The following is a 25,251-nucleotide window of genomic DNA, read 5'->3' as shown; positions in this document are numbered from 1 at the left end:
CCCGGACAAGTCCGGTCCTACCTGATTTGTGTAAACCGGTAGGAGCGGACTCTCCTACGAATCTTCACCAAATTCCTACGTCCTACAGAACTTTCCTGCATCCATTTCCCTATCCCTTGCGTGAAGTTTCCGAGAAATTCCCGAGCCCTTGCGCCCATCAATTGCGGGGATTAGTCTGCGCCGCATCACTCAAACGCAGTGATCGTTCAGGGAGATAAAAGTCATGCTCAAAGTAGCCCCCGTTCCACAGCCGTTCTCACTCGAAACATCCTTGCTGCACGTCGCTGAATTGCTCAGCTGTGCCGCCGCTACCGCCTACGAAACCGGCGACTGCCTCAACGGCCCGAAACGCGACCTGGCGTTCTCGGTGGTGCATCTGATCACCATGGCCAAAACTGAGCTGGAACGCTCGCTGGATCACGTTGAAGAGCGTTGAGATTTAGAGAACCCGGTAGCCCCATTCGCGGGCAAGCCTCGCTCCAACGGAGCACGCGTTACTTCAGCTCATAAATTCCTCCCCGCTGGTCCATATCCCGTTGGAGCGAGGCTTGCCCGAGAAGGCAGTAGCCCAGGCAACCTCCATCCAGATTCAATCCGGCCAATGCCAGGCCGGCGCATCCAGCCTCCCTTGCCCGACAATCCCGGTCTGCCCCAGCACCTTTTCCAATTCAATCGCATTGCATTGCGGGTCTTGCCCGAGCGCGGCGATGAGGCGCGAGGCGTGGGAAACCACCCACATCTGGCAGCTATGCGAAGCCTTGATAATCAAGCGGGCCAGCGCGGGAAGTAAATCGGGATGCAGGCTGGTTTCCGGTTCGTTGAGGACCATCATCGTCGGGGGGCGTGGCGTGAGCAGGGCGGCGATCAGCAGCAGATAGCGCAAGGTGCCGTCTGACAGTTCGGCTGCCGAAAGTGGCCGCAGCAAGCCTTCCTGATAGAACAGCACCGCGAACTGCCCACCGGGTACGGCGTCGATCTCCAGGCTTGCACCGGGGAAAGCGTCGCTGATGGCGGCATGCAACGCCTGGGAGTCACCGATTTCCAGAATGGTTTGCAACGCCGCGGCCAGATCGCGGCCGTCGTGATGCAGCACCGGCGTGCGGGTGCCCAATTGCGGTCGGCGCACAGGCGCGTCGGCGTCGCTGCGAAAGTGATCATAAAAGCGCCAGCCGCGAATGGTTTCCCGCAGTTGCAGGACTTCCGGGCAGGTGCGCAGGCTGCCGACCTGATCGAACAAACTGTCGAAAGCCGGCGTGTGCTGCGCCAGCACATCCCAGTCCCGGCCTTCGCGCGCACGGATCATCGGGCCGCTGCGTTGCACCAGCAGGCTCGCCGGGCGAAACAGCGGTCCGGCCCAGATGCATTCCTTCTTGATCGCTGGGTCCAGGGCAAATGCGCTGAGAGTTGGATCCGGCAGACCCAGGGAAATGGCGTAGCTGAAATCTTCCCCGGCAAATCCCAGACGCAGCCGCCTGACGTGCTGCCGTGGCCCGCCTTGTACCTCGACTTCGCCGCTGTGCATGCGCCGGGACAGCTTTTCCGGCCCGGCCCAGAACGTCGAGTCCAGGCCGCCCTCACGCGCCAGCGCATTGATCACCCCGCCTTGCGCCGTTTCGGCGAGCAAACGCAAGGCGCGGTACAGGTTGGACTTGCCGCTGCCATTGGGGCCGGTAATAACGTTCAGGCGCTCCAGCGGAACAACCAGTGTGTTGATCGAGCGGTAATTGGCGACAGCGAGCGTCTTGAGCATTGATGCTTCCGTGCTGCAAAAGGTGAGTGTTGCGTCAGTCGCGAGTTTATCTCCCCAACAAGCCGCTAATCCAGACGCGGGCAAACCTGGCTCAGCATTCCCGGCCCGGCAAAACCTAGTAGTTCTGCTAGTACATTTCCGACGCCGTGGCGCGCAGAATTGCGCTGACCTCTTATTGCTGCGAGTCCGCTCATGGCAGACCCAATCGAAATTTGCCGCTACCAATATGACCCGCTTGATCGTCTGGCCACGCGCACGCCACTGTCCGAGGCCATCGCGCGACGGTTTTACAACGGCGATAGCCTGGCAACGGAGCTTCAGGGCACTGAGCAACACACTGTTGTGCGTGCAGGCAGTCGACTCCTCGCGCATAAAAGCCAGTCCGGGATCGCGTTACTGGGCACTGATCAACAAAACAGCGTGTTGCATGCCGAAGACATTGCCATTGCTTATGCGCCCTATGGCCATCGAGAGACAATCGACGTACGGCCGGGCCTGTCCGGTTTCAATGGCGAACAGCCCGACCCCGTCACGGGTCACTATCTGCTGGGCAATGGCTATCGCGCTTATAACCCGGTGCTGATGCGCTTCAATAGCCCGGACAGTTTGAGTCCGTTCGGCACGGGCGGGTTGAACGCCTATGCCTATTGCCTGGGCGACCCGATCAACAGGGGCGATCCGAGCGGGCATGTGTCCTGGCAATTCCTCGTCGGTATGACCCTGAGTCTGGTGTCGCTGACGTTGGCCACGGTCACCCTGTTTCCGTCCTTGCCGTTCCTGGTATCAGTCGGGGCAGCCAAGGCCGGTTTCGTGAGCGCAGGGAGCGCCTCGACTATCGCTACCGGGGTTGCCGGCGTGGCAGGCGGCGTGGTCAGTGTTGCCAGGCAGGTCGTTGGCGAACTCGATCCAGACTCACCGGCGCTGGAGCCCCTGGGCTGGACAGCAATGGCCCTTGGTCTGACGGCAGTGGGCAGCAGAGTCGGCACCGTGATTGCCGCCAGAAACCCCAAAAATCTGACTGATTTGAAGCGGGCGATTGAGGTGCGGGGGGAGCGATTGGCGGGGAAGGAGGGCTTCGACAAAAAAACCGTGGATTATTTTGCGAAGCGATATGGGGAGCAGCTAAGAAGCTCTCTAATCAAACGCGATCGATTGCAACTCGGTCTGCCCTCTCCTGATCCGGCCGCGTCAGTCCGTGGGCTGGCAAGTTTTTTTAATTCGCGATTTCGGCACCTACGATCAGCTGACAAAACAAAGGCGATCCACAACGAGTTTCTGTCTTTCCAGCAGAGGTAACCAGCCATGGCCAACCAGGAAGTCCTCTGTCGCTATCAATACGACCCACTGGATCGTCTGGCGACCCTCAGTCCGATGGCCCAAGCCATGGCGCAGCGGTTTTATAACGGTGACCGGCTGGCGACACAGTTACAGCGGGACGAACAGCTAACCTTCGTTCGGGGTCGCGGACAACTGCTGGCGCTGAGCCGTCGTACAGACAGTGGCATCCAGAATGTTCTGACCGCAGGTGACCCGCAAAACAGCGTGCTACACGCCAGCATGGCCGATCAGCAAACAACCATCGCTTACGCGCCTTACGGCAATCGTGAATCCATCGCGGTTCTACCGGGCCTGCCCGGTTTCAACGGGGAAAATCCTGATCCGGTTACCGGCCATTATCTGCTGGGCAATGGCTATCGCGCTTATAACCCGGCGTTGATGCGCTTTAACAGCCCGGACAGTCTGAGCCCGTTTGGCCGCGGCGGTTTGAATCCTTACAACTATTGCCTGGGCGACCCGATCAACCGTGTTGATCCCACGGGCCACATGTCGTGGCAAGCGGGCTTGGGACTGGGTCTGAGCGCGTTCGGCATTCTAGCGAGCATCGCAACCTTCGGTGCAGCTACGCCGCTGGCTATTGCGGGGCTGACAACCGGCCTCGCCTCTGGCGCAGCAGGCGTCGCGCAGGCCTTTACCGAAAAATCGAATCCCGAGGCAAGTTCGGTACTCGGCTGGGTGGGACTTGGATTGGGTGTGGCTTCGTTTGGGTTTGGGGCTGCGGCGGGGTTTCAAAAGGTGGGGAACCAGCTATACGAACGTTTGGTGGCATCCGGCGGATTATCAGGCAGAAACGCCGGCGGGTTAAAAATTGGCGCACGTGCACCGAAGGGGATCCCTCCGCCGTCGCCGACGTTGGAAGGTATGCCAATGAAGATAATGGATAAAATCACCAAAAATTTACCCGGTCAGAGCATGGGAGCACTGTCCCGTGTTTCTCCTCGGATGAACGAGGTCGTGAATCAATTATCTGCATCACGATTCCCTAAAGTAATGTCCACAACCAAAAACTACGGGGAGGTAATAATTAAAGCGGATGATATCGGGATGGGAAACATGCCAGGCATAGCCCCGTCGGCTTCCAAACGGGCAGGTTTCTCCTTGGCGATTGCTCAGGCAGATTATCCGTGGCCAATGATTAGACCGGCTCCAAATGGCAAATGGATTCGATACGGTAATAATCGTATTGGCTGATCAACCATTCGATCTTACCGAGGGCGCTACACCAAAGGAATCTCAACCGGCCAACACCAAGCCAGCACATCCAGCCTCCTGCGCCCAACTCTCCCCGAGTGCCCGGCACTTTCCCCAGTTCTGTGACATTACCTTGCGCATGCTGCTGATAGGCAGCGCTCAACGCGTTGATCGAGCGACAGCCAGAGTCTTGAGCATTGAAACTCCTTGCGGCAGAAAAGTGCCTAGTATCAGTACGTCACGCGTTTATCTGTCCAAGGAACCCTCGGCTGCGCGTGGAGTCGCATACTCACAGCGGCGCCACGCCTGTTTCAGGGCCGCACCCGGCATTGGCAAAAGGAGTCTGCATGCCCGTTTCTATTTCCAGAATGGCCGTTCTCGGGCTGGCGGTGTCGCTCGGGCTGCTCGGCGGCTGCGGCGCGGAAAAGCCGCCGGAACCGCAATTGCCAAGGGTGCGCGTGCAGCAGGTTCAGACGGTGGATTTTGCCGCCAAGGTGGCGCTGACGGGCGATATTCAGGCGCGGGTGCAGACTCAGCTTTCGTTTCGGGTCGGCGGCAAGATTATTCAGCGCATGGTGGATGTCGGTGACCGGGTGACGGCGCGTCAGGTCCTGGCAAAGCTTGATCCCAAGGATTTGCAGACCAATGTCGATTCGGCCACTGCCGAGGTTACCGCGCAACAGGCGCGGGTGACGCAGACCAGTGCCGCGTTCGTGCGTCAGGAAAAACTGCTGCCCAAGGGTTATACCAGCCGCAGCGAATACGATTCGGCGCAAGCGGCATTGCGCAGCAGTCAGAGCGCGCTGAAAGCCGCTCAGGCGCAACTGGCCAACGCTCGGGAGCAACTGGGTTACACCGCGCTGATCGCCGAAGTGCCAGGCGTGATTACCTCGCGTCAGGCGGAAGTCGGGCAAGTGGTCCAGGCCACCATGCCGATTTTCGGTCTGGCCCGCGATGGTGAGCGCGATGCGGTGTTCAATGTGTATGAATCGCTGTTCATCGAGCCGCCCACCAATCAGCCGGTGCAGGTGACGTTACTCGACAATCCGCAGGTCAAGGCCAGCGGCAAGGTGCGCGAAGTGACGCCTGCGGTGTCTGCCGAAACCGGCACGCTGCAAGTGAAAATCGGCCTGAGCCAGTTGCCGGCCGGCATGGATCTGGGGGCGGTGGTCAGCGTGGCGTTGAGCGCGCCGGGCAAGGCCAGCGTTGAATTGCCATGGTCGGCGCTGACCAAGGGCTTGGGCGAGCAATTGGGCCAGCCAGCGGTGTGGTTGGTGGACGATCAGGGCAAGGTGCAACTGCGTGGGGTTACCGTCGGACGTTATCTGACGGCCAAGGTGATCATTACCGACGGGCTGCAGGGCGGCGAAAAAGTCGTGGTCGCCGGTGGGCAGTTGTTGCACCCCGACATGCAGGTCGAAGTGGCTGATGCCGAGCCAAAGCAAACGGCAGGAACGCAACCATGAAACGTCTTTCCTGCATCCTGCTGATCAGCCTGTTGAGCGGCTGCGCCAAGGAAGAGCCCGCGCCGGAACCGGTGCGGCCAGTGTTGTTCGTCGAGGCCAAATCCCTGACCGAAGAAAGTCTGGGGCGCTTTGCCGGCAATATCGAAGCCCGCTACGAAAGCACGCTGGGCTTCCGTGTCGGCGGACGCATTGCCCGGCGCAACGTCGATGTCGGCAGCGAAGTGGAGAAGGGTGCCTTGCTCGCCACCCTCGACCCTACCGATCAACAGAACAATGTGCGCGCCAGTCAGGGCGATCTGGCGCGGATCGAGGCGCAGTGGATCAACACCCAGGCCAATGCGCGTCGCCAGCAGGAGTTATTCGACCGTGGCGTCGGCGCCCAAGCCCAACTGGACATCGCGCTGACGGACCTGAAAACCACCGGCTCGTCTCTGGCCCAGGCTCGCGCGGCGTTGCAGCAGGCGCAAGATCAGCTCAGCTACAGCGAGTTGCGCACCGATCACGCCGCCGTGGTCACCCGTTGGCAAGTCGAAGCGGGCCAGGTGGTGACCGCCGGACAGGAAGTGGTCACCCTGGCGCGGCCCGACATCAAGGAAGCGGTGATCGATTTGCCGGCGACTTTGGCCGAACAGCTGCCGCCAGGCGTCGAATTCAAGGTCGCCAGCCAGCTTGACCCGATCATCAGCACCACCGCCACGCTGCGGGAAATCGAGCCCCAGGCCGAGCGCTTCACCCGCACCCGGCGCGCGCGCCTGACCCTGACCGATACGCCCGCTGCGTTTCGTCTTGGCACGGCAATCAGCGTCACCCTGAGTTCGACCATCGCGTCGCGTACCGAACTGCCGATCAATGCGCTGCAGGAGGTCGACGGCAAAGCGCAAATCTGGATCGTCGACACGCAGAACCAGACCGTCAACCCTCGTGCAGTCAATGTCGTGAGTCGCGACAGTGACTCGTTTGTGCTGAGCAACGGCGTCAAGCCTGGCGAACGGGTGGTCAGTGCTGGCGTCAACAGCCTCAAACCCGGCCAGAAAGTCAAAGTCGATAAGGAAAGCCCGCGATGAAAGGGAATTTCAACCTGTCCGAATGGGCCATCAAGCACCAGTCATTTGTCTGGTACCTGATGTTCGTCGCGCTGCTGATGGGGGTTTTTTCGTACATCAACCTGGGTCGCGAAGAAGATCCGTCCTTCACCATCAAGACCATGGTCGTACAAACCCGATGGCCAGGTGCGACGATGGATGAAACCCTGGAGCAAGTCACCGACCGCATCGAGAAAAAACTCGAAGAGCTGGACTCGCTGGACTATGTGAAAAGCTACACGCGACCCGGCGAGTCGACGATCCTGGTCAACTTGCGCGACACCACCGACGCCAAGGCGATTCCGGAAATCTGGTATCAGGTGCGCAAAAAGATCGACGATGTTCGCAGTCAGTTCCCCCAAGGCATGCAGGGCCCGTTTTTCAATGACGAGTTCGGCGATGTGTACGGCTCGATCTATGCGTTCACCGCCGATGGCTTCTCCATGCGTCAGCTGCGCGATTATGTGGAGCAAGTCAGAACCGAAATTCGCGAAGTGCCGGGGCTGGGCAAGGTCGAGATGATCGGCCAGCAGGACGAAGTGCTGTACCTGAACTTCTCCACGCGCAAACTGGCGGCGCTGGGCCTGGACCAGCGCCAAGTGGTGCAAAGCCTGCAATCGCAAAACGCCGTGACCCCGGCCGGCGTTATCGAAGCCGGGCCGGAGCGGATCTCCGTGCGGACCTCCGGGCAATTCGCGTCCGAGAAGGATCTGGCAGCGGTCAATCTGCGCCTCAACGACCGTTTCTACCGCCTCAGTGACATCGCGGAAATCTCCCGCGGCTACACCGATCCGCCGAAACCGCTGTTCCGCTACAACGGCAAACCGGCCATCGGTCTGGCGATTGCCATGAAGAAGGGCGGCAATATCCAGGATTTCGGCAAAGCCCTGCACCAGCGCATGACCGATGCCACGGCGGACTTGCCGGTGGGCGTCGGCGTGCACAACGTGTCCGATCAAGCCGAAGTGGTTGAGAAAGCTGTCGGCGGATTTACCAGTGCGCTGTTCGAAGCGGTGGTGATCGTGCTGATTGTCAGCTTCGTCAGCCTCGGTGTGCGTGCCGGTCTGGTGGTGGCGTGTTCAATCCCGCTGGTGCTGGCGATGGTCTTTGTGTTCATGGAATACAGCGGCATCACCATGCAGCGTATTTCCCTCGGCGCGTTGATCATTGCCCTCGGCCTGTTGGTGGACGACGCGATGATCACTGTGGAGATGATGGTCACGCGCCTGGAACTGGGCGAGACCAAGGAGCAGGCCGCAACCTTTGCCTACACCTCGACAGCATTTCCGATGCTCACCGGTACGCTGGTGACCGTGGCCGGTTTCGTGCCCATTGGCCTGAACGCCAGTTCGGCAGGGGAGTACACGTTCACGCTGTTCGCGGTGATCGCCGTGGCCATGCTGGTTTCCTGGGTTGTCGCCGTGCTGTTCGCGCCGGTGATCGGCGTGCATATCCTCAGCACCAACCTCAAGAAAAAGCCCGAAAAAGAAGGCCGCATCGCGCGCGGTTTCAACAGCAGCATGCTCTGGGCGATGCGTCACCGCTGGCTGACCATCATCATTACCGTGCTGTTGTTCGTCGGCGCGGTGTTCTCCATGCAGTTTGTACAGAACCAGTTTTTCCCGTCCTCGGATCGTCCGGAAATCCTCGTCGACCTCAACCTGCCGCAGAACGCCTCGATCAACGAAACCATCAAGGCTGTCGACCGTTTCGAAGCGACGCTCAAGGACGATCCGGACATCGTGCGCTGGAGCACCTACATCGGCCAAGGCGCCTTGCGGTTCTATCTGCCGCTGGATCAGCAGCTGGAAAATCCGTTCTATGCGCAATTGGTGATTGTCAGCAAGGGGCTCGAAGAGCGCGGCGGTCTGACCGAACGCCTGAACAAACGCCTGCGTGACGAGTTCGTCGGCATCGGCAGCTACGTGCAAGCGCTGGAAATGGGCCCGCCAGTAGGGCGTCCGCTGCAATATCGCGTCAGCGGCGAAAATATCGACAAAGTGCGTCTGCACGCCATTGAGCTGGCCACGTTGCTGGACAGCAATCCTCACGTGGGCGAGATGATCTACGACTGGAACGAGCCGGGCAAAGTCCTGCGCATCGACATTAATCAGGACAAGGCGCGCCAGCTTGGCTTGTCGTCCGAAGACGTCGCGCAACTGATGAACAGCGTGGTCAGCGGCTCGGCGGTGACTCAGGTGCGCGATGATATTTACCTGATCAACGTCGTCGGCCGTGCCGAAGACGCCGAACGTGGCTCGCCGGAAACCCTGCAAAACCTGCAGATCGTCACGCCGGGCGGCACGTCGATTCCGTTGCTGGCGTTTGCCACCGTGCGTTATGAAATGGAGCAGCCGCTGGTCTGGCGCCGCGACCGCAAACCGACCATCACCGTGAAAGCCGCTGTGGCTGACGACATGCAGCCCACCGATCTGGTCAAGCAGCTCAAGCCGGATATCGACAAATTCAGCGCGGGCTTGCCCGTTGGCTACAAAGTCGCCACTGGCGGCACCGTGGAAGAGAGCAGCAAGGCCCAAGGCCCGATTGCCAGTGTCGTGCCGCTGATGATCTTCCTGATGGCGACGTTCCTGATGATCCAGTTGCACAGTGTGCAGAAGATGTTCCTGGTCGCCAGCGTCGCGCCTTTAGGTTTGATTGGTGTGGTGTTGGCGCTGATTCCCACGGGAACGCCCATGGGCTTCGTGGCAATTCTCGGGATTCTCGCGCTGATCGGCATCATCATTCGTAACTCGGTGATTCTGGTCACGCAGATCAATATCTACGAGCGCGACGGCTATCTGCCGTGGGATGCAGTGGCTCACGCCACTCAGCACCGACGTCGGCCGATCCTGCTGACCGCAGCCGCGGCGAGCCTGGGCATGATCCCGATTGCCCGGGAAGTGTTCTGGGGGCCGATGGCCTACGCGATGATCGGCGGCATCATCATCGCTACCTTGCTGACGCTCCTGTTTTTGCCAGCGCTGTATGTGGCGTGGTATCGGATCAAGGAGCCTTCGGATAGCGATCGTGACGCGAGCGCTAAACCGGCTGAATTGTCTGGCACGTCTTGAGCGGAGCGCTAAAGCGGGAAATGACCAAGCCATTTCCCGCCGTGAGGATATTTTTACGGGCAGCACTAAATAAGAGCGGCCATTTCGATATCGGTTATTTGTACCGGGGCATTGAAGGCACCTTCGTGGCTAGCCCAATTGGCGTTGTGAATCTGGAGGTAAATCTCCCTTACATCCGCCGGATATACAGCCAGGTGTTCATAGTTGAATGACACCCAGTCATCGCTTAGGTTAAAGGCTGAACTCGCGATGTGCGGGTCATTACTTTCTCCTCTGTATACATAGACCAGTAAAACCAGAATGGAACCCATGTGTGCACGTGAGTCGATTCGCGCTTTACACCGCCATTCAAGCTTGAACTCCTCGGCTGGCAGGGACTGAAATATCTTCTGTTCCAGGTAGGTGTCCGTCGGCATATAAAGGCTAAAAGCGCCTGGCGGATTTTTCACGCTTTCAAATTTCAGCTCATCAATATCCGTAGTCCAATTGTCGAGGTTTTTATTTTCAAAACGTCCATTTTGGATAAGGTTTTCCGATTTACGATTCATTGTCAGCTTCCTTGTCACAACGTAATTAGTGATGATCCAGATCACCTTTTGAATTTAGCACCGGGCTATGCGTTCGAATACCTGTCAAAAGTGACAGTGCCGGGCGGACGTAATACGGGCTGCTCGTGTGTGTCAAATCTAAATCCGGCTTCGTTGGAGGCTTGCCCGCGAATCGTGTAGGACCGGCTTTAGCCGGGGGGCAATTGCAATTGAGCGGCTCGCGACTAAAGTCGCTCCTACGGTCGCTCCTACGGTCGACTCGCGGGCACGCCTCGCTCCAACGCAATCGCTGACGTCAGACGGTGAGCTGCCTGTATCCTTCAGTCCAATTTCAGTAACGGTTTACTCCTTCCATGGGTACAACCTGCGGGCTATGGTTTCACACCCAATAGCCGTCAATGGAGTGGCCGCTTTATGTACAAGACGCTTGAGCAGGTTTTTGGTTATCCACAGTTTCGCGCCGGCCAGGAAGCGGCGATCAGCGCCGTGCTGGCCGGGCGTTCGGCTGCGGCGATTTTCCCCACCGGGTCCGGCAAATCCCTGTGTTATCAACTCCCGGCGTTGTTGCTGCCGCACCTGACGCTGGTGGTCTCGCCGCTGCTGGCGCTGATTCAGGACCAGCTGGCATTCCTGCAGCGTCATGGCATCGCGGCGGCGAGCATTGATTCGGCGCAGAGCCGCGATGAGGTGGCGCAGGTCATGGCCTGGGCGCGGTCCGGCGAGCTGAAAATCCTGATGATCTCGGTGGAGCGGCTGAAGAATGAGCGCTTCCGCCATTTCATCACCCAGGTGCCGATTTCCCTGCTGGTGGTGGACGAAGCGCACTGTATTTCCGAATGGGGCCACAACTTTCGCCCGGACTACCTCAAGCTGCCGGACTACCAGCGCGAGTTCAATATCCCCCAAGCCTTGTTGCTGACGGCCACGGCGACACCGCAAGTGATCGCGGACATGCAGAGCAAATTCGCCATCGCGCCGGACGATGTGGTGACGACGGGCTTTTATCGGGCCAATCTGAATCTTTGGGTCGAACCCGTTAAAGGCGCGGACAAGCGTCGGCGTCTGGTGCAATGGCTGAGCCCCAAGGCGGGCGAGCCGACCATCGTTTACGTAACGTTGCAAAAGACCGCCGAATATATCGCCACGCATCTGCGCCAGAATGGCCTGGAGGCCAGCGCCTACCATGCCGGCTTGCCCCACGATCAGCGTGAGTCGATCCAGAAACGCTTCATGGGCGGGCAGCTCAATTGCATCGTCGCCACCATCGCCTTCGGCATGGGCATCGACAAAAGTGATATCCGCAACGTGGTGCACTTCGATCTGCCCAAATCCATCGAAAATTACAGCCAGGAAATTGGTCGCGCCGGACGCGATGGCGCGCCGTCCGATTGCCTGGTGCTGGCCAATCGTGACAGCCTCAACGTGCTGGAGAACTTCGTCTACGGCGATACGCCAGAACATGACGGGATTCGCTGCGTGCTCGAAGATGTGCTGGATGCCATTCCCCAAGGGCAGTGGGAATTTCTCCTGGGGCCGCTGGCCGATCAAAGCAATATTCGCCAGCTGCCACTCAAGACGTTATTGGTGCAGCTGGAGCTGCGCGGGTTGATCGCACCGCGTTATTCGTACTTCGCCGAATATCGCTTCAAGTTTCTGCTTGAGCCTGAAGCTTTGGTGCAGCGGTTTGAAGGCGAACGTCAGCAGTTCGTGCAGGCCTTGATTGATACCTCTACGCGAGCGCGCACCTGGGCGACGGTCAACTTCGACACCTTGTATCAACAACATCAGGCCGAGCGCGGGCGGGTGGTGACGGCGCTGGATTATTTTCATGAGAAGGGCTGGATCGAGCTGGAAAGCAAGCAGGTCACCGAGGTGTACAGCGTGTTGGTCAGCGATTTCGATGCCGATGCCCTGAGTGCCGAGTTGCATGAATACTTCACGCAGCACGAAACGACCGAGGTTGCGCGTATTCACGCCATGCTTGATCTGTTTGCCAGTGAGCAATGCCTGAGCCAGCGTCTGGCCGATTATTTCGGTGATCACCACGCGCCGCAGCGTTGCGGGCATTGCTCGGTGTGTCTGGGTGATGTCGCCCGCCTGCCCGAGCCGCCCGCCTTGCCGGCGCTGGCCACGAAAGACTTCCCGCAACTGTGTAGCGAGTTCATACGCAAGCACGAAGATTACAAGGACGCCGCGCCGGGTGTTGAATGCCTGACGCGCTTTCTGTGTGGCATCAGCGTGCCGTTGTTTACCAAACTCAAAGCCCGCGCCATCGGCGGTTTTGCTGCGTTGGAGGATTATCCGTATGCGCAAGTGCGGGAGTGGGTGAGAGCCAACGGTCGCGCTGTCGTACGGCAAACTTCAAATCCGTAGGACCGGCTTCAGCCGGGAGCACGTCTTCAAATTTGTGGGGCTGGCTTTAGCCGAGAGGAGGTCCCTCCCGGCTAAAGCCGGTCCTACAGAAGCGTTGTTAAGCTGGCACATGATTATCGAAAAGGAATCCCATGACTCAACGCACCGACTACCGCCACTTCCAGCCCATCACCACGCGCTGGCACGACAATGACGTTTATGGCCACGTGAACAACGTGACCTACTACAGCTTTTTCGACTCAACGGTGAATACTTACCTGATCGAACGCGGCGGGCTGGATATTCATGACGGGGCGGTAGTGGGGTTTGTGGTGAGTTCTTCGTGCGATTATTTCGCGTCGATTGCCTACCCGGATCTGATCGAAGTCGGCCTGCGCGTGGCGAAGCTGGGCAATAGCTCGGTGCAATATGAGCTCGCGGTGTTCAAGGTGGGCGAGGATGACGCTTGTGCGGCAGGCCGCTTCGTTCATGTGTTCGTGGATCGGGCGTCGAATCTGCCGGTAACGTTGCCTGACGCGCTGCGCGCAGCGTTGCAGGAATTGGCCGTCTGAATGCAACACGGGCCGCGATAAGGGCGGCCCGTGCTGGATAACGCGTTAACGGATCAATTAACGGTGACGATAGTCGCGATGGTTTTTGCGATGACCGTAAGCATGGCCACGCGGGCCGTGGCCACGATCATAATGGCGGCGATCATCGCCACGATAGCGACGATCCGAACGCTCATCGTTGCGGCTTTCGTTGCCCATGTAGTTACCCAGCGCACCACCCGCGCCGCCACCTGCGGCTGCGCCGACCAGGCTGCCGGTGTTGCCGCCGACGCTACGGCCGATCACGTTGCCGCCTGCTGCGCCGATACCGCCACCGATGGCAGCTTCTGTACGGTTACGACGATCCGCACCCACGGCCGCGCCACCTGCGCCGCCCAGGCCAGCGCCAATCGCTGCGCCTGTGCTGCCGCCAATCTGCTGGCCGACAACTGAACCGAGTACCCCACCCAATGCTCCGCCCACACCGGATTCGAGCGTACCGCCTGCTGAGGCGAAACCACTGGCCAGAGTGAGTGACAACAACAGAATCGAGGAATACTTCATGTAAGGAACCTCATAGGGATGACGGCGCGATCCTGAGGTCAAGTGAAGATTGTGGCAATGTAATTCCGACGAGTAACACGACTGACACACATATAGCTAAGTTACTGTTTTAACTAAGGAACTTAAAGTCGTTTTGACAGTCTTAGGTTACTTGATCAAGGCCCGTTTCTCGCGAAACGGGCCTTTTTTTGGGCGCTTGCCTGGTTCGTTGGAGCGAGGCTTGCCCGCGAAGGTTATCCCTCGACGGGAGAAGGTAGGACCGGACTTGTCCGGGAAGACGTCGGCGCTGTCACCGGGTTGTGTCATGGTCAATGATGCTGGGCCATCTGACGTCATCGGGGACAAGTCCCCTCCTACCGGAGGTGAAGACGTCGGCTTCAATCAAACAATCCGCGCCGTCTCACTGGCCCGTTCAAGACGAATCGCCACAAACTTCGACGTCGGCGTGCTGCTGCCGTCGCCGATGCTTTCCAGTGGCACCAGTGGATTCACTTCCGGGTAATAGGCGGCGGCCTGGCCGGCCGGGATGTCGAAGGCTAACAGCGTGAAGCCTTTGACGCGGCGCTCGCGGTTGTCGCCCCAGATCGAAATCACGTCAGCTTTTTGTCCAGGCTGGAAACCCAGGCGGATGATGTCGGCTTCGTTGACGAACAACACGTCACGCTGCCCTTTGACGCCGCGATAACGGTCGTCCAGGCCATAAATCGTGGTGTTGTACTGATCGTGGGAGCGCATCGATTGCATGATCAAGTCCGGAATCTGCCCGGTTGAACGCACGCTTTCATGCACCAGATCCAGCGGCAGCACGTTGGCCTTGAAGTTGGCGCGCGTGGTTGGCGTGTTCCAGCGCCGCGAACCCGCCGCGTTGCCGAGATAGAAACCGCCCGGATTTTTCACCCGTACGTTGAAGTCTTTGAAGCCCGGAATCGTGTCCGCGATCAGGTCGCGAATACGGCTGTAATCTTCCACCAGCCACAGCCAGTCCACCGGTTGCTTGCCCAGCGTCGCGTTGGCAATACCGGCGATAATGGCCGGCTCGGACTTCATCAGCGCAGACAATGGGTCCAGCTGGCCGTTGGAGCCGTGGACCATGCTGAACGAATCTTCCACGGTGACCGCTTGCGGGCCGTTGGCCTGCTTGTCGATGTCGGTGCGGCCGTAGCACGGCAGAATCAGCGCTTCCTTGCCGTGGGTGAGGTGGCTGCGATTGAGTTTGGTGCTGATCTGTACCGTCAGGTCGCAATTGCCCAGCGCGGCAACAGTGCGCGTGCTGTCCGGCGTGGCCTGGGCAAAGTTGCCGCCCAGACCGATGAAGACTTTGGCGCGACCTTCAGCCATGGCGTGAATCGCTTCCACCACGTTGTGACCGTTTTCACGCGGGACCTTGAACTGGAAGCGTTTTTCCAGCGCATCGAGGAAGAACGCCGGCGGGCGCTCGTTGATGCCCATGGTCCGGTCGCCCTGCACGTTACTGTGGCCGCGCACCGGGCACAGACCCGCGCCGGGACGGCCAATGTTGCCGCGCAGCAGCATCAGGTTGGCGACTTCCTGGATGGTCGGCACCGAATGGCGATGCTGGGTGATGCCCATCGCCCAGCACATGATCACGTTCTTGCCTTTGGCGTACATGCGCGCCGCTTGCTCGATGTCGCTCAAGGGCAGGCCGGACTGCTCGACAATCGATTCCCACGACGTATCGTCGATGGCCGCCAGGTAATCGAGCACGCCGTGGGTGTGTTCGTTGAGGAACGCGTGATCAAACACCAGCGGCGCGTTGGCGGCCTGGGCTTCGCGTTCCCATTGCAGCAGGAACTTGGCCATGCCGCGCAGCAACGCCATGTCGCCGCCCAGTGCCGGGCGGAAGTAAGCGGTGTTGGTCGGACGGTCACCGTTGGTGAGCATCTCGATCGGGTGCTGCGGATTCTGGAAACGTTCCAGGCCACGCTCTTTGAGCGGGTTGACGCAGACCACTTGAGCGCCGCGCTTTACCGCTTCGCGCAGGGGTTCGAGCATGCGTGGGTGGTTGGTGCCCGGATTCTGGCCGAGGACGAAAATCGCATCGGCGTGTTCGAAGTCATCGAAGGTAACCGTGCCTTTGCCGACGCCCACGCTTTGCGACAGCGCGACGCCACTGGCTTCGTGGCACATGTTCGAGCAGTCGGGGAAGTTGTTGGTGCCGAAGGCGCGCACGAACAGCTGATACAAATAAGCGGCTTCGTTGCTCGCCCGACCCGAGGTGTAGAACTCGGCCATGTTCGGGCTTGGCAGCGCCTTCAGGTGTTTGGCGATCAAGGCGAACGCGTTGTCCCAGCTGATCGGCTTGTAGCGATCGCTTTCGGCGTCGTAGGCCATCGGCTCGGTCAGGCGGCCTTGATATTCAAGCCAGTAATCGCTTTGCTCGCGCAATGCGCTGACGCTGTAGCGGGCGAAGAATGACGCATCGACGCGGCGTTTGGTGGCTTCCCAGTTGACCGCCTTGGCGCCGTTCTCGCAGAACTTGACCATGCCGCTTTCCGGGGAATCGCCCCACGCGCAACCCGGGCAGTCGAAACCGCCGTTCTGGTTGGTCTTGAGCATCATGCGCAGGTTTTTCAGGGCGTTGTCGCTGGACAGCCAGTGATGAGTCACGCTGATCAATGCGCCCCAACCGCCGGCCGCACCTTTGTAGGGCTTGTAGCGCGGGACCGGTTTGTTGTCGGCTTCTTTATGCATGCTCACGCTTGATTCTCCATCGCAGGGCTGTAGACCCGCGGCGCACTGTGCTGCGGCAGGTGAATTAGATTCAGGTTATGACGGCGCGCCCATTGCAGGGCCAGGCCGGTGGGTGACGACAGGCTGACCAGTGTCTGAATGCCAGCGCGCAGGACTTTCTGGATCAACTCCAGGCTGCAACGACTGGTGACAATGGCGGTGCCGCCGGCCATGGGGATTTGCTGGCGGACCAGCGCGCCGATCAATTTATCCAGCGCGTTGTGGCGCCCGATGTCCTCGCGGCCCAGCAGCAGTTGGCCGTGGTTGTCCATGAAGATCGCGGCGTGTACCGCGCCGCAATGCCGGCCCAGGGGCTGGAACTCGCCGATGCGCTGGCGCAGGCCGTCCAGCCATTCAATGGGCGGCAATGGCGCGCCGGGCAATACGTTCAATTCGGGCAAGGCTTGCTCTACCGCTTCCACGCCGCACAACCCGCAGCCGCTGGTGCCGGCCATGTGGCGGCGCTGCTGCTTGAGGTTCCAGAACGCACGGCTGGCGATTTCAACATCGGCCTGTTGCGCCGAACCATAGCCACTGAGTTTGATGTCATAAATTTCGTCGGGCGAGGCGACGATGCCGCTGCCCAGACTGAAACCGACGACGAAATCCTCAAGATCGGTAGGGCTGACCAACATCACGGCCTGGCTGATGCCGCTGAAGGCAATCGCCAGGGCGACCTCTTCGGCCAGGTCCGCGCGTGCTGAGGCTTCGCGCGTCAGGTTCGAGTAGTTGTAGGACTGGCTTGCGTCAGGCGCGGGCGAGTGTTGAGCGGGCGCCGTGCTGACCGTACGCTTGGCGTGCATGGGAAAGTACCGGCAGAGTGACATCTAGAATGTCCCTAGCGTAGGCCTCCCGTCTGATAACGTCTAATCGCTTGTTCTGATGTTCCGATAGATGACGTCGATCAATGTTCTTCGCTGATTTTCTGGTATAGCGCCAGGCACGCTTCGGCGAGGGCCGAACGCGGGGCACTGCGGCGCATGATCAAGCCCAGGCGCGCCAAGGTACGGGCATCGTCGATGGGGTGCAGGCGCAGGTGTTCGGTGAGGTTTTCCAGCCCGCCGTCCAGCGGCATGATCGCGCAGCAGAAGCCACCATGCACCGCCTGCAGCAATTGATGAACGGCATCGGTCTGTAACAAGGGTTGCGGTTGCAGGCCGCGACTGTGGAAGTTGTGATCGATGGATTGGCGAAAATGCATGCCGCTGGTCAGCAGACCCAAAGGCAATTCGATCAGGTCCGCCCAGGTCAGGGCCGGTGCCTTGAAGTTGTAATACCGTTGGTCGTAAAGCAGTCCCATGCGGGTTTCCGCCAGTTCCAATCCATCGAAGCGCTCGGTGTCCAGGCGTTCCAGATAGGAAACCCCCAGATCGATGCGGTTGCTCGCCAATTGTTCGAGGATCTGCTCGGAACTCAGCGCCGACAGCTCGAAACGCAGGTTCGGATGAGTTTCATGCAGGCGTTGCAGCAGTGGCAGCGGATCGAAGCTCGACAGCGGCACCACGCCCAGGCGCAGCGTGCCGACCAGATTCCCGCGACACGCGGCGGCTTCGGCCTGCAAGCCATCGTAGGCCGCCAGTACCGTGCGCGCCCAGGCCAGCACGCGTTCGCCCGGTGCAGTGAAACCTTCAAAACGCTGGCCGCGATTGACCAGGGGCAGATCCAGTTCTTCTTCGAGGTTGCGCAGGCGCATGGACAAGGTCGGCTGGGTGATATTGCAGCGGGCGGCGGCCTGGCCGAAATGCCGCGTTTCGTCCAGGGCAATCAGGAATTTTAGTTGTTTGATGTCCATCGTCACTCCATTGCGCAATGCAAGCGGCTGATTCTAGCCTGTCGGGCGGTCAGATGGGCGGATGGCAATTAGTCGGAACAAACGGCGAGGTGGCTGGTTCGAACTATCGTTATCTATTCACACCAACGATACGCATGGAGAAGCATCGATGAGCATTTTTAGTTTTTTGAAAGAAGCCGGCGAAAAGATTCTGGACGCGATCACGCCAGGCGATGCCAACGCTTCCGATGAAGCGTTGAAAAAACACATCTCCGCAGTAGGCCTGGGCAATCCCAATATTCAGACCACGGTTGAAGGCAGTACTGTGACTGTCACCGGTGAGGCAGCCAGCCAGGAAGAGAAAGAAAAGATTCTGCTGACACTGGGTAATATCAGCGGCGTGGAAAAAGTCGACGACCAGATGACCATCGCCGCTGGCGCTGCACCTGCGACCGAGGCGAAGTTCGTCACCGTTGAAAAAGGCGACACGCTCAGCGCAATTTCCAAGCGCGTGTACGGCGACGCCAACAAGTACCAGAAAATCTTCGACGCCAACAAACCCATGCTCAAGGATGTAAACAAGATCTATCCGGGTCAGGTGTTGCGTATTCCTGAGTAAACCAGGACGGTTGGACTGTAGGACCGGCTTTAGCCGGGAGGGCAGTTGAGGCTCGCGGCTTTCGCGACTAAAGTCGCTCCTACGGTCGATCCTACCGCGGATTCGCGGGCAAGCCTCGCTCCCACAAGGCGGCATTACAACCCCATTATCAACTCCCGATAATCCTTCACCGCGTCGAATTCCTCGGTGTCCTTCGGGCCTTTCTGGCTGTTGGGTTCGCTGACGGCCAGCAAGTGGGCGATGCCGAATTTGCGGGCGCTGCGCAGAATCGGTAGCGTGTCGTCGATAAACAGGCTGCGCGCCGGGTCGAAGGCGATATCGGCTTGCAGGGCATCCCAGAACTGCGGGTTTTCCTTGGGGAAACCGTAGTCATGGGAACTGATCAGCCGCTCGAAATACGGCGCCAGCTCGATGCGCTCCATCTTCAGCGACAGCGAATCGCGGTGCGCGTTGGTGATCATGATCACGCGCTTGCCGGCCTGTTTGATGGCGGCCAGGAACGTCTCGGCATCCGGGCGCAGGGCAATCAGGTGCGCGATTTCCAGTTTCAGCTCGCGGATCGGCAGCTTCAGCTCGGCGCTCCAGAAGTCCAGGCAGTACCAATTGAGCGTGCCGGCGTTATTTTCAAACAGCGGTTTCATCTCCAGCAGCGCCATGGCGTGGCTGATGCCGTGCAGTTCGGCATAGCGCGCGGGCAAGTGCTGCAGCCAGAAATGTTCGTCGTAATGCAGGTCCAGCAGTGTGCCGTCCATATCCAGCAGAACGGTATCGATGTCGCGCCAAGGCATGGAAGGCATTCGGGCCTCTCGGGTAGATGAATGGCATAAGCATATCCGACACAGACAATCGGAAAAGCCACGGTATAGTACGCCGTCAACGCAAAGGAGCCCGTCATGCGCCAGAAACCCACCGTACTTGCCCGCGAGATCGTCGCCAGTAGCCGCTTGTTCCGCGTCGAAGAGCTGCAGTTGCGCTTTGCCAACGGCGTTGAGCGTACCTACGAACGTCTGGTCGGTCGAGGCACCGGCTACGGCGCGGTCATGATCGTTGCGATGCTCGATGCCGATCACGCGGTGTTGATCGAAGAATATTGCGGCGGCACCGATGAATACGAATTGTCATTACCCAAGGGCTTGATCGAGCCGGGCGAAGACGTTTTGGCCGCTGCCAACCGCGAGCTCAAGGAAGAAGCCGGCTATGGCGCGCATCAGCTGGAACACCTGACCGAGCTGTCGTTGTCGCCGGGCTACATGAGCCAGAAAATCCAGGTGGTGCTGGCTACCGATCTGTACGAAGAACGGCTGGAAGGCGATGAGCCCGAGCCAATGCGCGTCGACAAGGTCAACCTGCGCGAGCTGTCCAGTCTGATTGAGCATCCGCAGTTCAGCGAAGGACGAGCGTTGGCTGCGCTGTATCTGGTGCGCGACCTGCTGACCCAGCGAGGCCTGTACCTGCCATGATCGACACCCTCGACAATCTTCCGCATCCGCTGCTCGCTCCGGTCATCAAACTGGCGCGGCTGGCGGGTGAAGTCATCCTGCCGTACTGGCGCGCCAACGTCACTGTGACTTCCAAAGCCGACGATTCGCCGGTCACCGCCGCCGACCTGGCTGCGCACCATTTGCTGGTCGAAGGCTTGCAGGCGCTGGCACCGGACATACATGTGCTGTCCGAAGAAGACGCCGACATTCCGCTGAGCGAGCGCGCCAGTTGGGAGCGCTGGTGGCTGGTTGATCCGCTGGATGGCACCAAGGAGTTTATTTCCGGCAGCGAAGAATTCACCGTCAATGTCGCGCTGATCGAACGCGGTCGTGTGGTGTTTGGCGTGGTGTCGATGCCCACCAACAACCGCTGCTACTTTGGCGGCGCGGGTCTGGGCGCCTGGCGCAGCGACGATGACGACCATATCTCGCCGATCAGCGTGCGCGTCGAGCCGGGTGAAGGCCACGACTTCACCGTGGTCGCCAGCCGCCGCCACACCAGCGCCGAACAGGAACGCTTGCTGGCCGGGCTGTCGGCGGCGGTGGGTCATCTGCACCTGACCAATATCGGCAGTTCGCTGAAATTCTGCCTGCTGGCCGAAGGCGCTGCCGACTGCTATCCGCGCCTGGCCCCGACTTCCCAATGGGACACGGCGGCGGCCCAAGGCGTGCTGGAAGGCGCGGGCGGGGAAGTGATTGAATTATCCGGCAAAGCGTTCAGCTATCCGGCGCGGGAGTCGCTGCGCAACCCGTTCTTCCTGGCGCTGCCCGCCGAAGCGGCGTGGCGCGAGAAACTGCTGGATCTGGCGCGTTCGTAAGCAAACCTCCGTAGGCGCGACTTCAGTCCCGAGCCGTTCAATTGCCCTCCCGGCTAAAGCCGGTCCTACGGATGTTCGAAATGCGTTCCATTGTGGGGGCGATCCAGCATGATTCTGTGGGAGCGTTCGGAGGTTACGACGGCCGCGAAGCGGTGTGTCAGACAGACTTGATACTACCGATGCAACACAAACTGCCCGACAAACCTCACCGCTTCGGCTTCGCTGTCTGGCGCACAGATACGCGTCGGTAGCGTCAGGCGCGCGCGGCCTCGGCGTTGGTAGGTGGCGAGGAATTTGTCCCACAGCGCGGCATCCGGCGCATCGCAGATCGCGACCGCATCGCCGCGTACCGGCAGTGGATAACTGATCTGTCCGTCCTGAATCACGATGTGCCCGTCACGGATACCGGCTTCGCGCAGACGCAGGTGCAGCCAACCCCAGCCCGCCAGCACCGCGCCGCAATACAGGCTGCCGCCGAACATCGTGCTCTTGTGATTGATGTTCGGCTCTAGCGGCAGATGCAGACGCAATTGCAGGTTTTGCCAGCTCAGGACTTTCACGCCCATCTCCCGGGTCAGCGGGATGTCGTGATGCAGCACGGCTTCAAGATGATCAGCCTGATTGAGAGGGTCGTGGCTCATTCCGCATCCTCGGCGTTGCTGCCACTGTCGCCGAAACTCAGGCCGTGTTTGCGCAGCTTGTCGTGCAGGGTTTTGCGCGGCAGGCCAAGGGCTTCGGCGAGGCTGCGCACCGAGCTGTGCGGGCGGGCAAGTTCGGCGGCAATCAGCGCCCGCTCGAAGCTTTCGACCTGCTCGCTCAGGCCGCCACCGCTGGCGGGCATGGTCGGTACATCGTTGCCTTCCAGCGCCAACTCCAGGCCCAGCGCGAAACGTTCGGCGGCGTTTTGCAGCTCGCGCACATTGCCTGGCCAGGTATGACGCAACAGCAGGGCGCGATGACCCGGTTGCAGTTCATGCCTGGGCAGGCCATGGCGCATGCTCGCCGCATCGGCGTAGTGCTGGAATAACATCAGCGCATCTTCGCCCCGTTCGCGCAGTGGCGGAATGCGCAGCGGCGCGACGTTCAGGCGGTAATACAAGTCAGCACGGAAGCGGCCCTGATCGGCGGCGTGACGCAAATCTTCCTTGGTCGCGGCGATCACCCGGATATCCAGCGCGATCTGCTGATTGCCGCCCAGACGTTCGACGACACGCTCCTGCAACAGGCGCAGCAGCTTGACCTGCACGTCCATGCTCATGCTTTCGATTTCATCAAGGAACAGCGTGCCGCCGTTGGCGAACTCGAACTTGCCGATCCGGCGTTTTTGCGCGCCGGTGAAAGCGCCCGGTTCATGGCCGAACAGTTCGCTCTCGACCACGGATTCGGCCAGCGCCCCGGCATTGATCGCCACGAACGGCCCGCTGCGCCGGTTCGACAAATCATGCAGCGCGCGGGCGACCACTTCTTTGCCGGCGCCGGTTTCGCCAAGGATCAGCACGTCGGCCCTGGTGGCCGCCAGCGCGCCGATCTGTTCACGCAAGCGCAGCATGGGCGCGGACTGGCCAACCAGGCGCGTGCTCAACTGCTGGCGATCGCTCAAGGCCAGGCGCAGGCTGCGGTTGTCCAGCACCAGACGCCGCAACGCCAGGGCGCGGCGCACGCTGTCGAGCAGGGCATCGCTGGCGAAAGGCTTTTCCAGAAAGTCATAGGCCCCGGCACGCATGGCCTGCACCGCCAGCGGCACATCGCCATGCCCGGTAATCAACAAAACCGGCAGTTCCGGGTCCTGACTGTGCAGTTGGCTCAGCAGTTCAAGGCCGTCCATGCCCGGCATGCGGATATCGCTGACCACCACGCCGGGCCAGTCGCGGCCGACGCGGCCCGCCAGACCATTGGCTTCGGTCAGGGTCAAGACCTTGAGGCCGGCCAGATCCAGCGTCTGGCTCAAAGCCTGGCGCAGGTGCGGGTCGTCGTCGATCAGCACTACCTGGATCTGGCTGTCGATGGCGGTCATGCGGAAAGATCCTCGGGCGGTTGAAGGCTGACGCCGGACGCGCCGGCACGCAGGCGTAAGGTTAGCAAGGCGCCGCCGCCGGGATGATTGGCGAACAGCAATTCACCGCCCAGCGCGCGCATCAGGGTATCGCAGATTGCCAGACCCAGGCCCAGCCCTTGCGTGCGTGTCTTCGTCGTGAAAAAGGGTTCGCGGGCGTGGGCCAGTGCTTCCTGGGAAAACCCCGGACCGTTATCGCGAATGAACAGGTTGACGCCTTCCGGGGTTTGTTCGGCACTTAACCAGAGTTTGCGCGGCGGGCCTTTTTCGGTCAGGGCGTCCAGCGCGTTGGCCAGCAGGTTGCCCAACACCTGACGCAAGCGGGTTTCCCCGGCCTGAACCCACAGCGTGGCGTCCGGCAAATCGCGAATCAGTTCCACTTCCATGGCGCGTCGGCGTTTGGCCAGCAACGCCAGCGCGTCATCCAGCGCCGGTTGCAGGGCAACGCTTTCCGGCGCATGGCGATCACGCCGGGCGAAAGCGCGCAGGTGGGCAATAATCGAAGCCATGCGCCCGGTCAGCTCGCTGATCAGCTTGAGGTTGCCCCGCGCGTCGTCGGTGCGCCCGTGGTCGAGCAGCACTTCGGCGTTTTCCGCGTAGCTGCGAATGGCCGCCAACGGTTGATTGAGTTCATGGCTGATGCTCGCGGACATGGTGCCCAGCGCTGACAGTTTGCTGGCCTGCACCAGTTCATCCTGGGCGCGCACCAGTTCCTGCTGCGCCTGTTCGCGCTCCAGCACTTCCTGTTTGAGCCGACTGTTGAGGCCTTCCAGATCGCTGGTGCGCTCGATCACTCGCACTTCCAGCTCGCGGCGCGCCTTGGCTTCAAAGGCGATGCGGTCCAGATAATGCCGACGGCGCTGGATCATGATGCCCAACAGCAACATCACCACCAGCAAGGTCGCGCCGCCGACCGCGACTACCGTGCGTACCGGTCGGTCGATCAAGGCACGCGGCGCGAGGATATTGACGCTCCAGCCGGTTTCCGCGATGTGCTGGGTCTGGGTCAGCCAGGCCTTTTCGTTGAGTCGCAAGGGCCGTGGATCGCGGGTGGGATACGGCTGGATGGCGACGATTGCCTGTTTTTCCTCTTCGCTCAGGGCGCGGGTGGCACGGAAACGCCATTCCGGATTCGAGGTCAGGATGACTACGCCGTTATGGTCGGTGAGCAGCAATTGCTCGGGCGTCTTGCCCCACAAGGTTTCGGTGTGGTCCAGGTCGACCTTCACCACCAGCGCGCCGATGACCTGATTTTCGTTGCGCACCGCCGAGGCGAAAAAGTACCCGCGTTTGCCCGATGTGGTTCCCAGCCCGAAAAAACGCCCGAGATTGCCGGCCATCGCATCATTGAAGTAAGGCCGGAAAGCGAAGTTGCGGCCGAGGAAGCTGTCGCGCTTGTCCCAGTTCGACGCGGCCAGTGTGGTGCCGTCCGGGCCCATCAGGTACATGACTTCAGCGCCGGTCTGCCGCGAGATTTCCTGAAGCAGCTGATTGGCTGCGTTGATCGTCGGGGCGTCCTGAGGCGCCGCCAGTGCCGCGCGCAATGCTGGCAGCTGGCTGAGAATCTGCGGCAAGGTTTCGTAACGGTGCAGCGTACCCAACAGGTTGGCCACGTACAAATCCAGGGTCTGGCGATTCTGGCTGATCAGCTCGTTACGGTAATAGCGCTCGGCCAGATGCTCCAGCGGCCACAGCAAAGGCGCGAGCAAGATCGCCAGCAGCGCCAGGCTACGCCAGCGGGGACGGGGCGGAAGTTTGGAGGTGGTGATCATGATGATTGCGCCAGACAATGGGAGCGCCTGGCCTGCGCAGACGTCGTAGGAGCGGATTCATCCGCGAAGGCAA

The 25,251-nt window shown here is 60.3% G+C and carries 22 protein-coding genes; 11 read left to right on the top strand and 11 right to left on the bottom strand.

What is annotated here, in order from left to right:
- Window positions 1-223 precede the first annotated feature (223 nt).
- Entirely contained in the window at window positions 224-436 is a 213-nt protein-coding gene (locus CFII64_RS04505; protein WP_020289579.1) for a DUF6124 family protein, read from the top strand.
- A gap of 153 nt (window positions 437-589) precedes the next feature.
- Here CFII64_RS04505 and CFII64_RS04500 read toward each other — a convergent pair whose 3' ends face one another.
- A complete protein-coding gene (locus tag CFII64_RS04500) occupies window positions 590-1,750 on the bottom strand; it encodes an AAA family ATPase (RefSeq protein ID WP_020289578.1) in 1,161 nt (386 codons plus the stop codon).
- 192 nt (window positions 1,751-1,942) lie between these two features.
- Here CFII64_RS04500 and CFII64_RS04495 point away from each other — a divergent pair, with 192 nt between their 5' ends.
- From CFII64_RS04495 to CFII64_RS04475, 5 genes are all read left to right on the top strand, one after another.
- Window positions 1,943-3,046: an RHS repeat-associated core domain-containing protein gene (locus CFII64_RS04495; protein ID WP_020289577.1), complete on the top strand. Its 1,104-nt coding sequence runs from the start codon at window positions 1,943-1,945 to the stop codon at window positions 3,044-3,046.
- Between the two features lie 6 nt (window positions 3,047-3,052).
- Entirely contained in the window at window positions 3,053-4,279 is a 1,227-nt protein-coding gene (locus tag CFII64_RS28995) for an RHS repeat-associated core domain-containing protein (RefSeq protein WP_020289576.1), read from the top strand.
- 347 nt (window positions 4,280-4,626) lie between these two features.
- Window positions 4,627-5,745, top strand: a complete 1,119-nt coding sequence (locus tag CFII64_RS04485) for an efflux RND transporter periplasmic adaptor subunit (RefSeq protein WP_020289575.1) — start codon at window positions 4,627-4,629, stop codon at window positions 5,743-5,745.
- Window positions 5,742-6,809, top strand: a complete 1,068-nt coding sequence (locus CFII64_RS04480; protein ID WP_020289574.1) for an efflux RND transporter periplasmic adaptor subunit — start codon at window positions 5,742-5,744, stop codon at window positions 6,807-6,809. The genes CFII64_RS04485 and CFII64_RS04480 overlap by 4 nt, the downstream gene beginning before the upstream one ends.
- Window positions 6,806-9,898 carry an efflux RND transporter permease subunit gene (locus CFII64_RS04475; RefSeq protein ID WP_020289573.1) on the top strand — a complete coding sequence of 1,031 codons (3,093 nt, stop codon included), beginning with the start codon at window positions 6,806-6,808 and terminating at the stop codon, window positions 9,896-9,898. Before CFII64_RS04480 ends, CFII64_RS04475 begins: the two co-directional genes overlap by 4 nt.
- A 65-nt stretch (window positions 9,899-9,963) precedes the next feature.
- On the opposite strand, the gene CFII64_RS04470 is transcribed toward CFII64_RS04475, so the two are convergent.
- A complete protein-coding gene (locus tag CFII64_RS04470; protein ID WP_020289572.1) occupies window positions 9,964-10,446 on the bottom strand; it encodes a hypothetical protein in 483 nt (160 codons plus the stop codon).
- Between the two features lie 414 nt (window positions 10,447-10,860).
- On the opposite strand from CFII64_RS04470, the gene CFII64_RS04465 reads away from it, so the two are divergent.
- Both CFII64_RS04465 and CFII64_RS04460 read left to right on the top strand, forming a co-directional pair.
- Window positions 10,861-12,819, top strand: coding sequence for an ATP-dependent DNA helicase RecQ (locus tag CFII64_RS04465; protein ID WP_020289571.1), 1,959 nt, complete (start codon window positions 10,861-10,863; stop codon window positions 12,817-12,819).
- Window positions 12,820-12,950: 131 nt separating this feature from the next.
- The gene (locus CFII64_RS04460) at window positions 12,951-13,370 is read left to right on the top strand and encodes a thioesterase family protein (protein ID WP_020289570.1); all 420 of its coding nucleotides are present in this window, start codon (window positions 12,951-12,953) and stop codon (window positions 13,368-13,370) included.
- 57 nt (window positions 13,371-13,427) lie between these two features.
- Here CFII64_RS04460 and CFII64_RS04455 read toward each other — a convergent pair whose 3' ends face one another.
- From CFII64_RS04455 to CFII64_RS04440, 5 genes are all read right to left on the bottom strand, one after another.
- Window positions 13,428-13,913: a YMGG-like glycine zipper-containing protein gene (locus CFII64_RS04455; protein ID WP_020289569.1), complete on the bottom strand. Its 486-nt coding sequence runs from the start codon at window positions 13,911-13,913 to the stop codon at window positions 13,428-13,430.
- A 147-nt stretch (window positions 13,914-14,060) separates the two neighbouring features.
- Entirely contained in the window at window positions 14,061-14,219 is a 159-nt protein-coding gene (locus CFII64_RS29705) for a hypothetical protein (RefSeq protein ID WP_156883147.1), read from the bottom strand.
- Window positions 14,220-14,294: 75 nt separating this feature from the next.
- Window positions 14,295-16,625 carry an FdhF/YdeP family oxidoreductase gene (locus CFII64_RS04450; protein ID WP_177325396.1) on the bottom strand — a complete coding sequence of 777 codons (2,331 nt, stop codon included), beginning with the start codon at window positions 16,623-16,625 and terminating at the stop codon, window positions 14,295-14,297.
- A gap of 2 nt (window positions 16,626-16,627) precedes the next feature.
- Window positions 16,628-17,467: a formate dehydrogenase accessory sulfurtransferase FdhD gene (gene fdhD / locus CFII64_RS04445; protein WP_020289567.1), complete on the bottom strand. Its 840-nt coding sequence runs from the start codon at window positions 17,465-17,467 to the stop codon at window positions 16,628-16,630.
- Window positions 17,468-17,568: 101 nt separating this feature from the next.
- Complete coding sequence (locus tag CFII64_RS04440) at window positions 17,569-18,456, bottom strand: LysR family transcriptional regulator (RefSeq protein WP_020289566.1); 888 nt, start codon at window positions 18,454-18,456, stop codon at window positions 17,569-17,571.
- Window positions 18,457-18,604: 148 nt separating this feature from the next.
- Here CFII64_RS04440 and lysM point away from each other — a divergent pair, with 148 nt between their 5' ends.
- Window positions 18,605-19,054, top strand: a complete 450-nt coding sequence (gene lysM / locus CFII64_RS04435; protein ID WP_020289565.1) for a peptidoglycan-binding protein LysM — start codon at window positions 18,605-18,607, stop codon at window positions 19,052-19,054.
- A gap of 134 nt (window positions 19,055-19,188) precedes the next feature.
- Here the strand turns inward: lysM and yrfG are convergent, their stop codons facing one another.
- Window positions 19,189-19,851, bottom strand: coding sequence for a GMP/IMP nucleotidase (yrfG, locus tag CFII64_RS04430; protein ID WP_020289564.1), 663 nt, complete (start codon window positions 19,849-19,851; stop codon window positions 19,189-19,191).
- 96 nt (window positions 19,852-19,947) lie between these two features.
- Here yrfG and nudE point away from each other — a divergent pair, with 96 nt between their 5' ends.
- Entirely contained in the window at window positions 19,948-20,514 is a 567-nt protein-coding gene (gene nudE / locus CFII64_RS04425) for an ADP compounds hydrolase NudE (protein ID WP_020289563.1), read from the top strand.
- Window positions 20,511-21,353: a 3'(2'),5'-bisphosphate nucleotidase CysQ gene (gene cysQ / locus CFII64_RS04420; RefSeq protein ID WP_020289562.1), complete on the top strand. Its 843-nt coding sequence runs from the start codon at window positions 20,511-20,513 to the stop codon at window positions 21,351-21,353. The genes nudE and cysQ overlap by 4 nt, the downstream gene beginning before the upstream one ends.
- A 173-nt stretch (window positions 21,354-21,526) precedes the next feature.
- Here cysQ and CFII64_RS04415 read toward each other — a convergent pair whose 3' ends face one another.
- The 3 genes from CFII64_RS04415 to CFII64_RS04405 are packed head-to-tail and all read right to left on the bottom strand — an operon-like array spanning window position 21,527 to window position 25,178.
- Window positions 21,527-21,994 (bottom strand): thioesterase domain-containing protein, encoded by a 468-nt coding sequence (locus CFII64_RS04415; RefSeq protein ID WP_020289561.1) that lies wholly within the window; start codon window positions 21,992-21,994, stop codon window positions 21,527-21,529.
- The gene (locus CFII64_RS04410; protein WP_020289560.1) at window positions 21,991-23,367 is read right to left on the bottom strand and encodes a sigma-54 dependent transcriptional regulator; all 1,377 of its coding nucleotides are present in this window, start codon (window positions 23,365-23,367) and stop codon (window positions 21,991-21,993) included. Before CFII64_RS04410 ends, CFII64_RS04415 begins: the two co-directional genes overlap by 4 nt.
- Window positions 23,364-25,178, bottom strand: coding sequence for an ATP-binding protein (locus tag CFII64_RS04405; protein WP_020289559.1), 1,815 nt, complete (start codon window positions 25,176-25,178; stop codon window positions 23,364-23,366). Before CFII64_RS04405 ends, CFII64_RS04410 begins: the two co-directional genes overlap by 4 nt.
- Window positions 25,179-25,251: the final 73 nt, after the last annotated feature.

This window comes from Pseudomonas sp. CFII64, from assembly GCF_000416235.1.
GTDB lineage: Bacteria > Pseudomonadota > Gammaproteobacteria > Pseudomonadales > Pseudomonadaceae > Aquipseudomonas.
This window is presented reverse-complemented; position numbering and strand designations above follow the sequence as displayed.

Bases quoted from the DNA above. Each gene is read 5' to 3' on its own strand.
- CFII64_RS04505 (WP_020289579.1), top strand. From the start codon at position 224: ATGCTCAAAGTAGCCCCCGTTCCACAGCCGTTCTCACTCGAAACATCC.
- CFII64_RS04500 (WP_020289578.1), bottom strand. From the start codon at position 1,750: ATGCTCAAGACGCTCGCTGTCGCCAATTACCGCTCGATCAACACACTG.
- CFII64_RS04495 (WP_020289577.1), top strand. From the start codon at position 1,943: ATGGCAGACCCAATCGAAATTTGCCGCTACCAATATGACCCGCTTGAT.
- CFII64_RS28995 (WP_020289576.1), top strand. From the start codon at position 3,053: ATGGCCAACCAGGAAGTCCTCTGTCGCTATCAATACGACCCACTGGAT.
- CFII64_RS04485 (WP_020289575.1), top strand. From the start codon at position 4,627: ATGCCCGTTTCTATTTCCAGAATGGCCGTTCTCGGGCTGGCGGTGTCG.
- CFII64_RS04480 (WP_020289574.1), top strand. From the start codon at position 5,742: ATGAAACGTCTTTCCTGCATCCTGCTGATCAGCCTGTTGAGCGGCTGC.
- CFII64_RS04475 (WP_020289573.1), top strand. From the start codon at position 6,806: ATGAAAGGGAATTTCAACCTGTCCGAATGGGCCATCAAGCACCAGTCA.
- CFII64_RS04470 (WP_020289572.1), bottom strand. From the start codon at position 10,446: ATGAATCGTAAATCGGAAAACCTTATCCAAAATGGACGTTTTGAAAAT.
- CFII64_RS04465 (WP_020289571.1), top strand. From the start codon at position 10,861: ATGTACAAGACGCTTGAGCAGGTTTTTGGTTATCCACAGTTTCGCGCC.
- CFII64_RS04460 (WP_020289570.1), top strand. From the start codon at position 12,951: ATGACTCAACGCACCGACTACCGCCACTTCCAGCCCATCACCACGCGC.
- CFII64_RS04455 (WP_020289569.1), bottom strand. From the start codon at position 13,913: ATGAAGTATTCCTCGATTCTGTTGTTGTCACTCACTCTGGCCAGTGGT.
- CFII64_RS29705 (WP_156883147.1), bottom strand. From the start codon at position 14,219: ATGACACAACCCGGTGACAGCGCCGACGTCTTCCCGGACAAGTCCGGT.
- CFII64_RS04450 (WP_177325396.1), bottom strand. From the start codon at position 16,625: ATGCATAAAGAAGCCGACAACAAACCGGTCCCGCGCTACAAGCCCTAC.
- fdhD (WP_020289567.1), bottom strand. From the start codon at position 17,467: ATGCACGCCAAGCGTACGGTCAGCACGGCGCCCGCTCAACACTCGCCC.
- CFII64_RS04440 (WP_020289566.1), bottom strand. From the start codon at position 18,456: ATGGACATCAAACAACTAAAATTCCTGATTGCCCTGGACGAAACGCGG.
- lysM (WP_020289565.1), top strand. From the start codon at position 18,605: ATGAGCATTTTTAGTTTTTTGAAAGAAGCCGGCGAAAAGATTCTGGAC.
- yrfG (WP_020289564.1), bottom strand. From the start codon at position 19,851: ATGCCTTCCATGCCTTGGCGCGACATCGATACCGTTCTGCTGGATATG.
- nudE (WP_020289563.1), top strand. From the start codon at position 19,948: ATGCGCCAGAAACCCACCGTACTTGCCCGCGAGATCGTCGCCAGTAGC.
- cysQ (WP_020289562.1), top strand. From the start codon at position 20,511: ATGATCGACACCCTCGACAATCTTCCGCATCCGCTGCTCGCTCCGGTC.
- CFII64_RS04415 (WP_020289561.1), bottom strand. From the start codon at position 21,994: ATGAGCCACGACCCTCTCAATCAGGCTGATCATCTTGAAGCCGTGCTG.
- CFII64_RS04410 (WP_020289560.1), bottom strand. From the start codon at position 23,367: ATGACCGCCATCGACAGCCAGATCCAGGTAGTGCTGATCGACGACGAC.
- CFII64_RS04405 (WP_020289559.1), bottom strand. From the start codon at position 25,178: ATGATCACCACCTCCAAACTTCCGCCCCGTCCCCGCTGGCGTAGCCTG.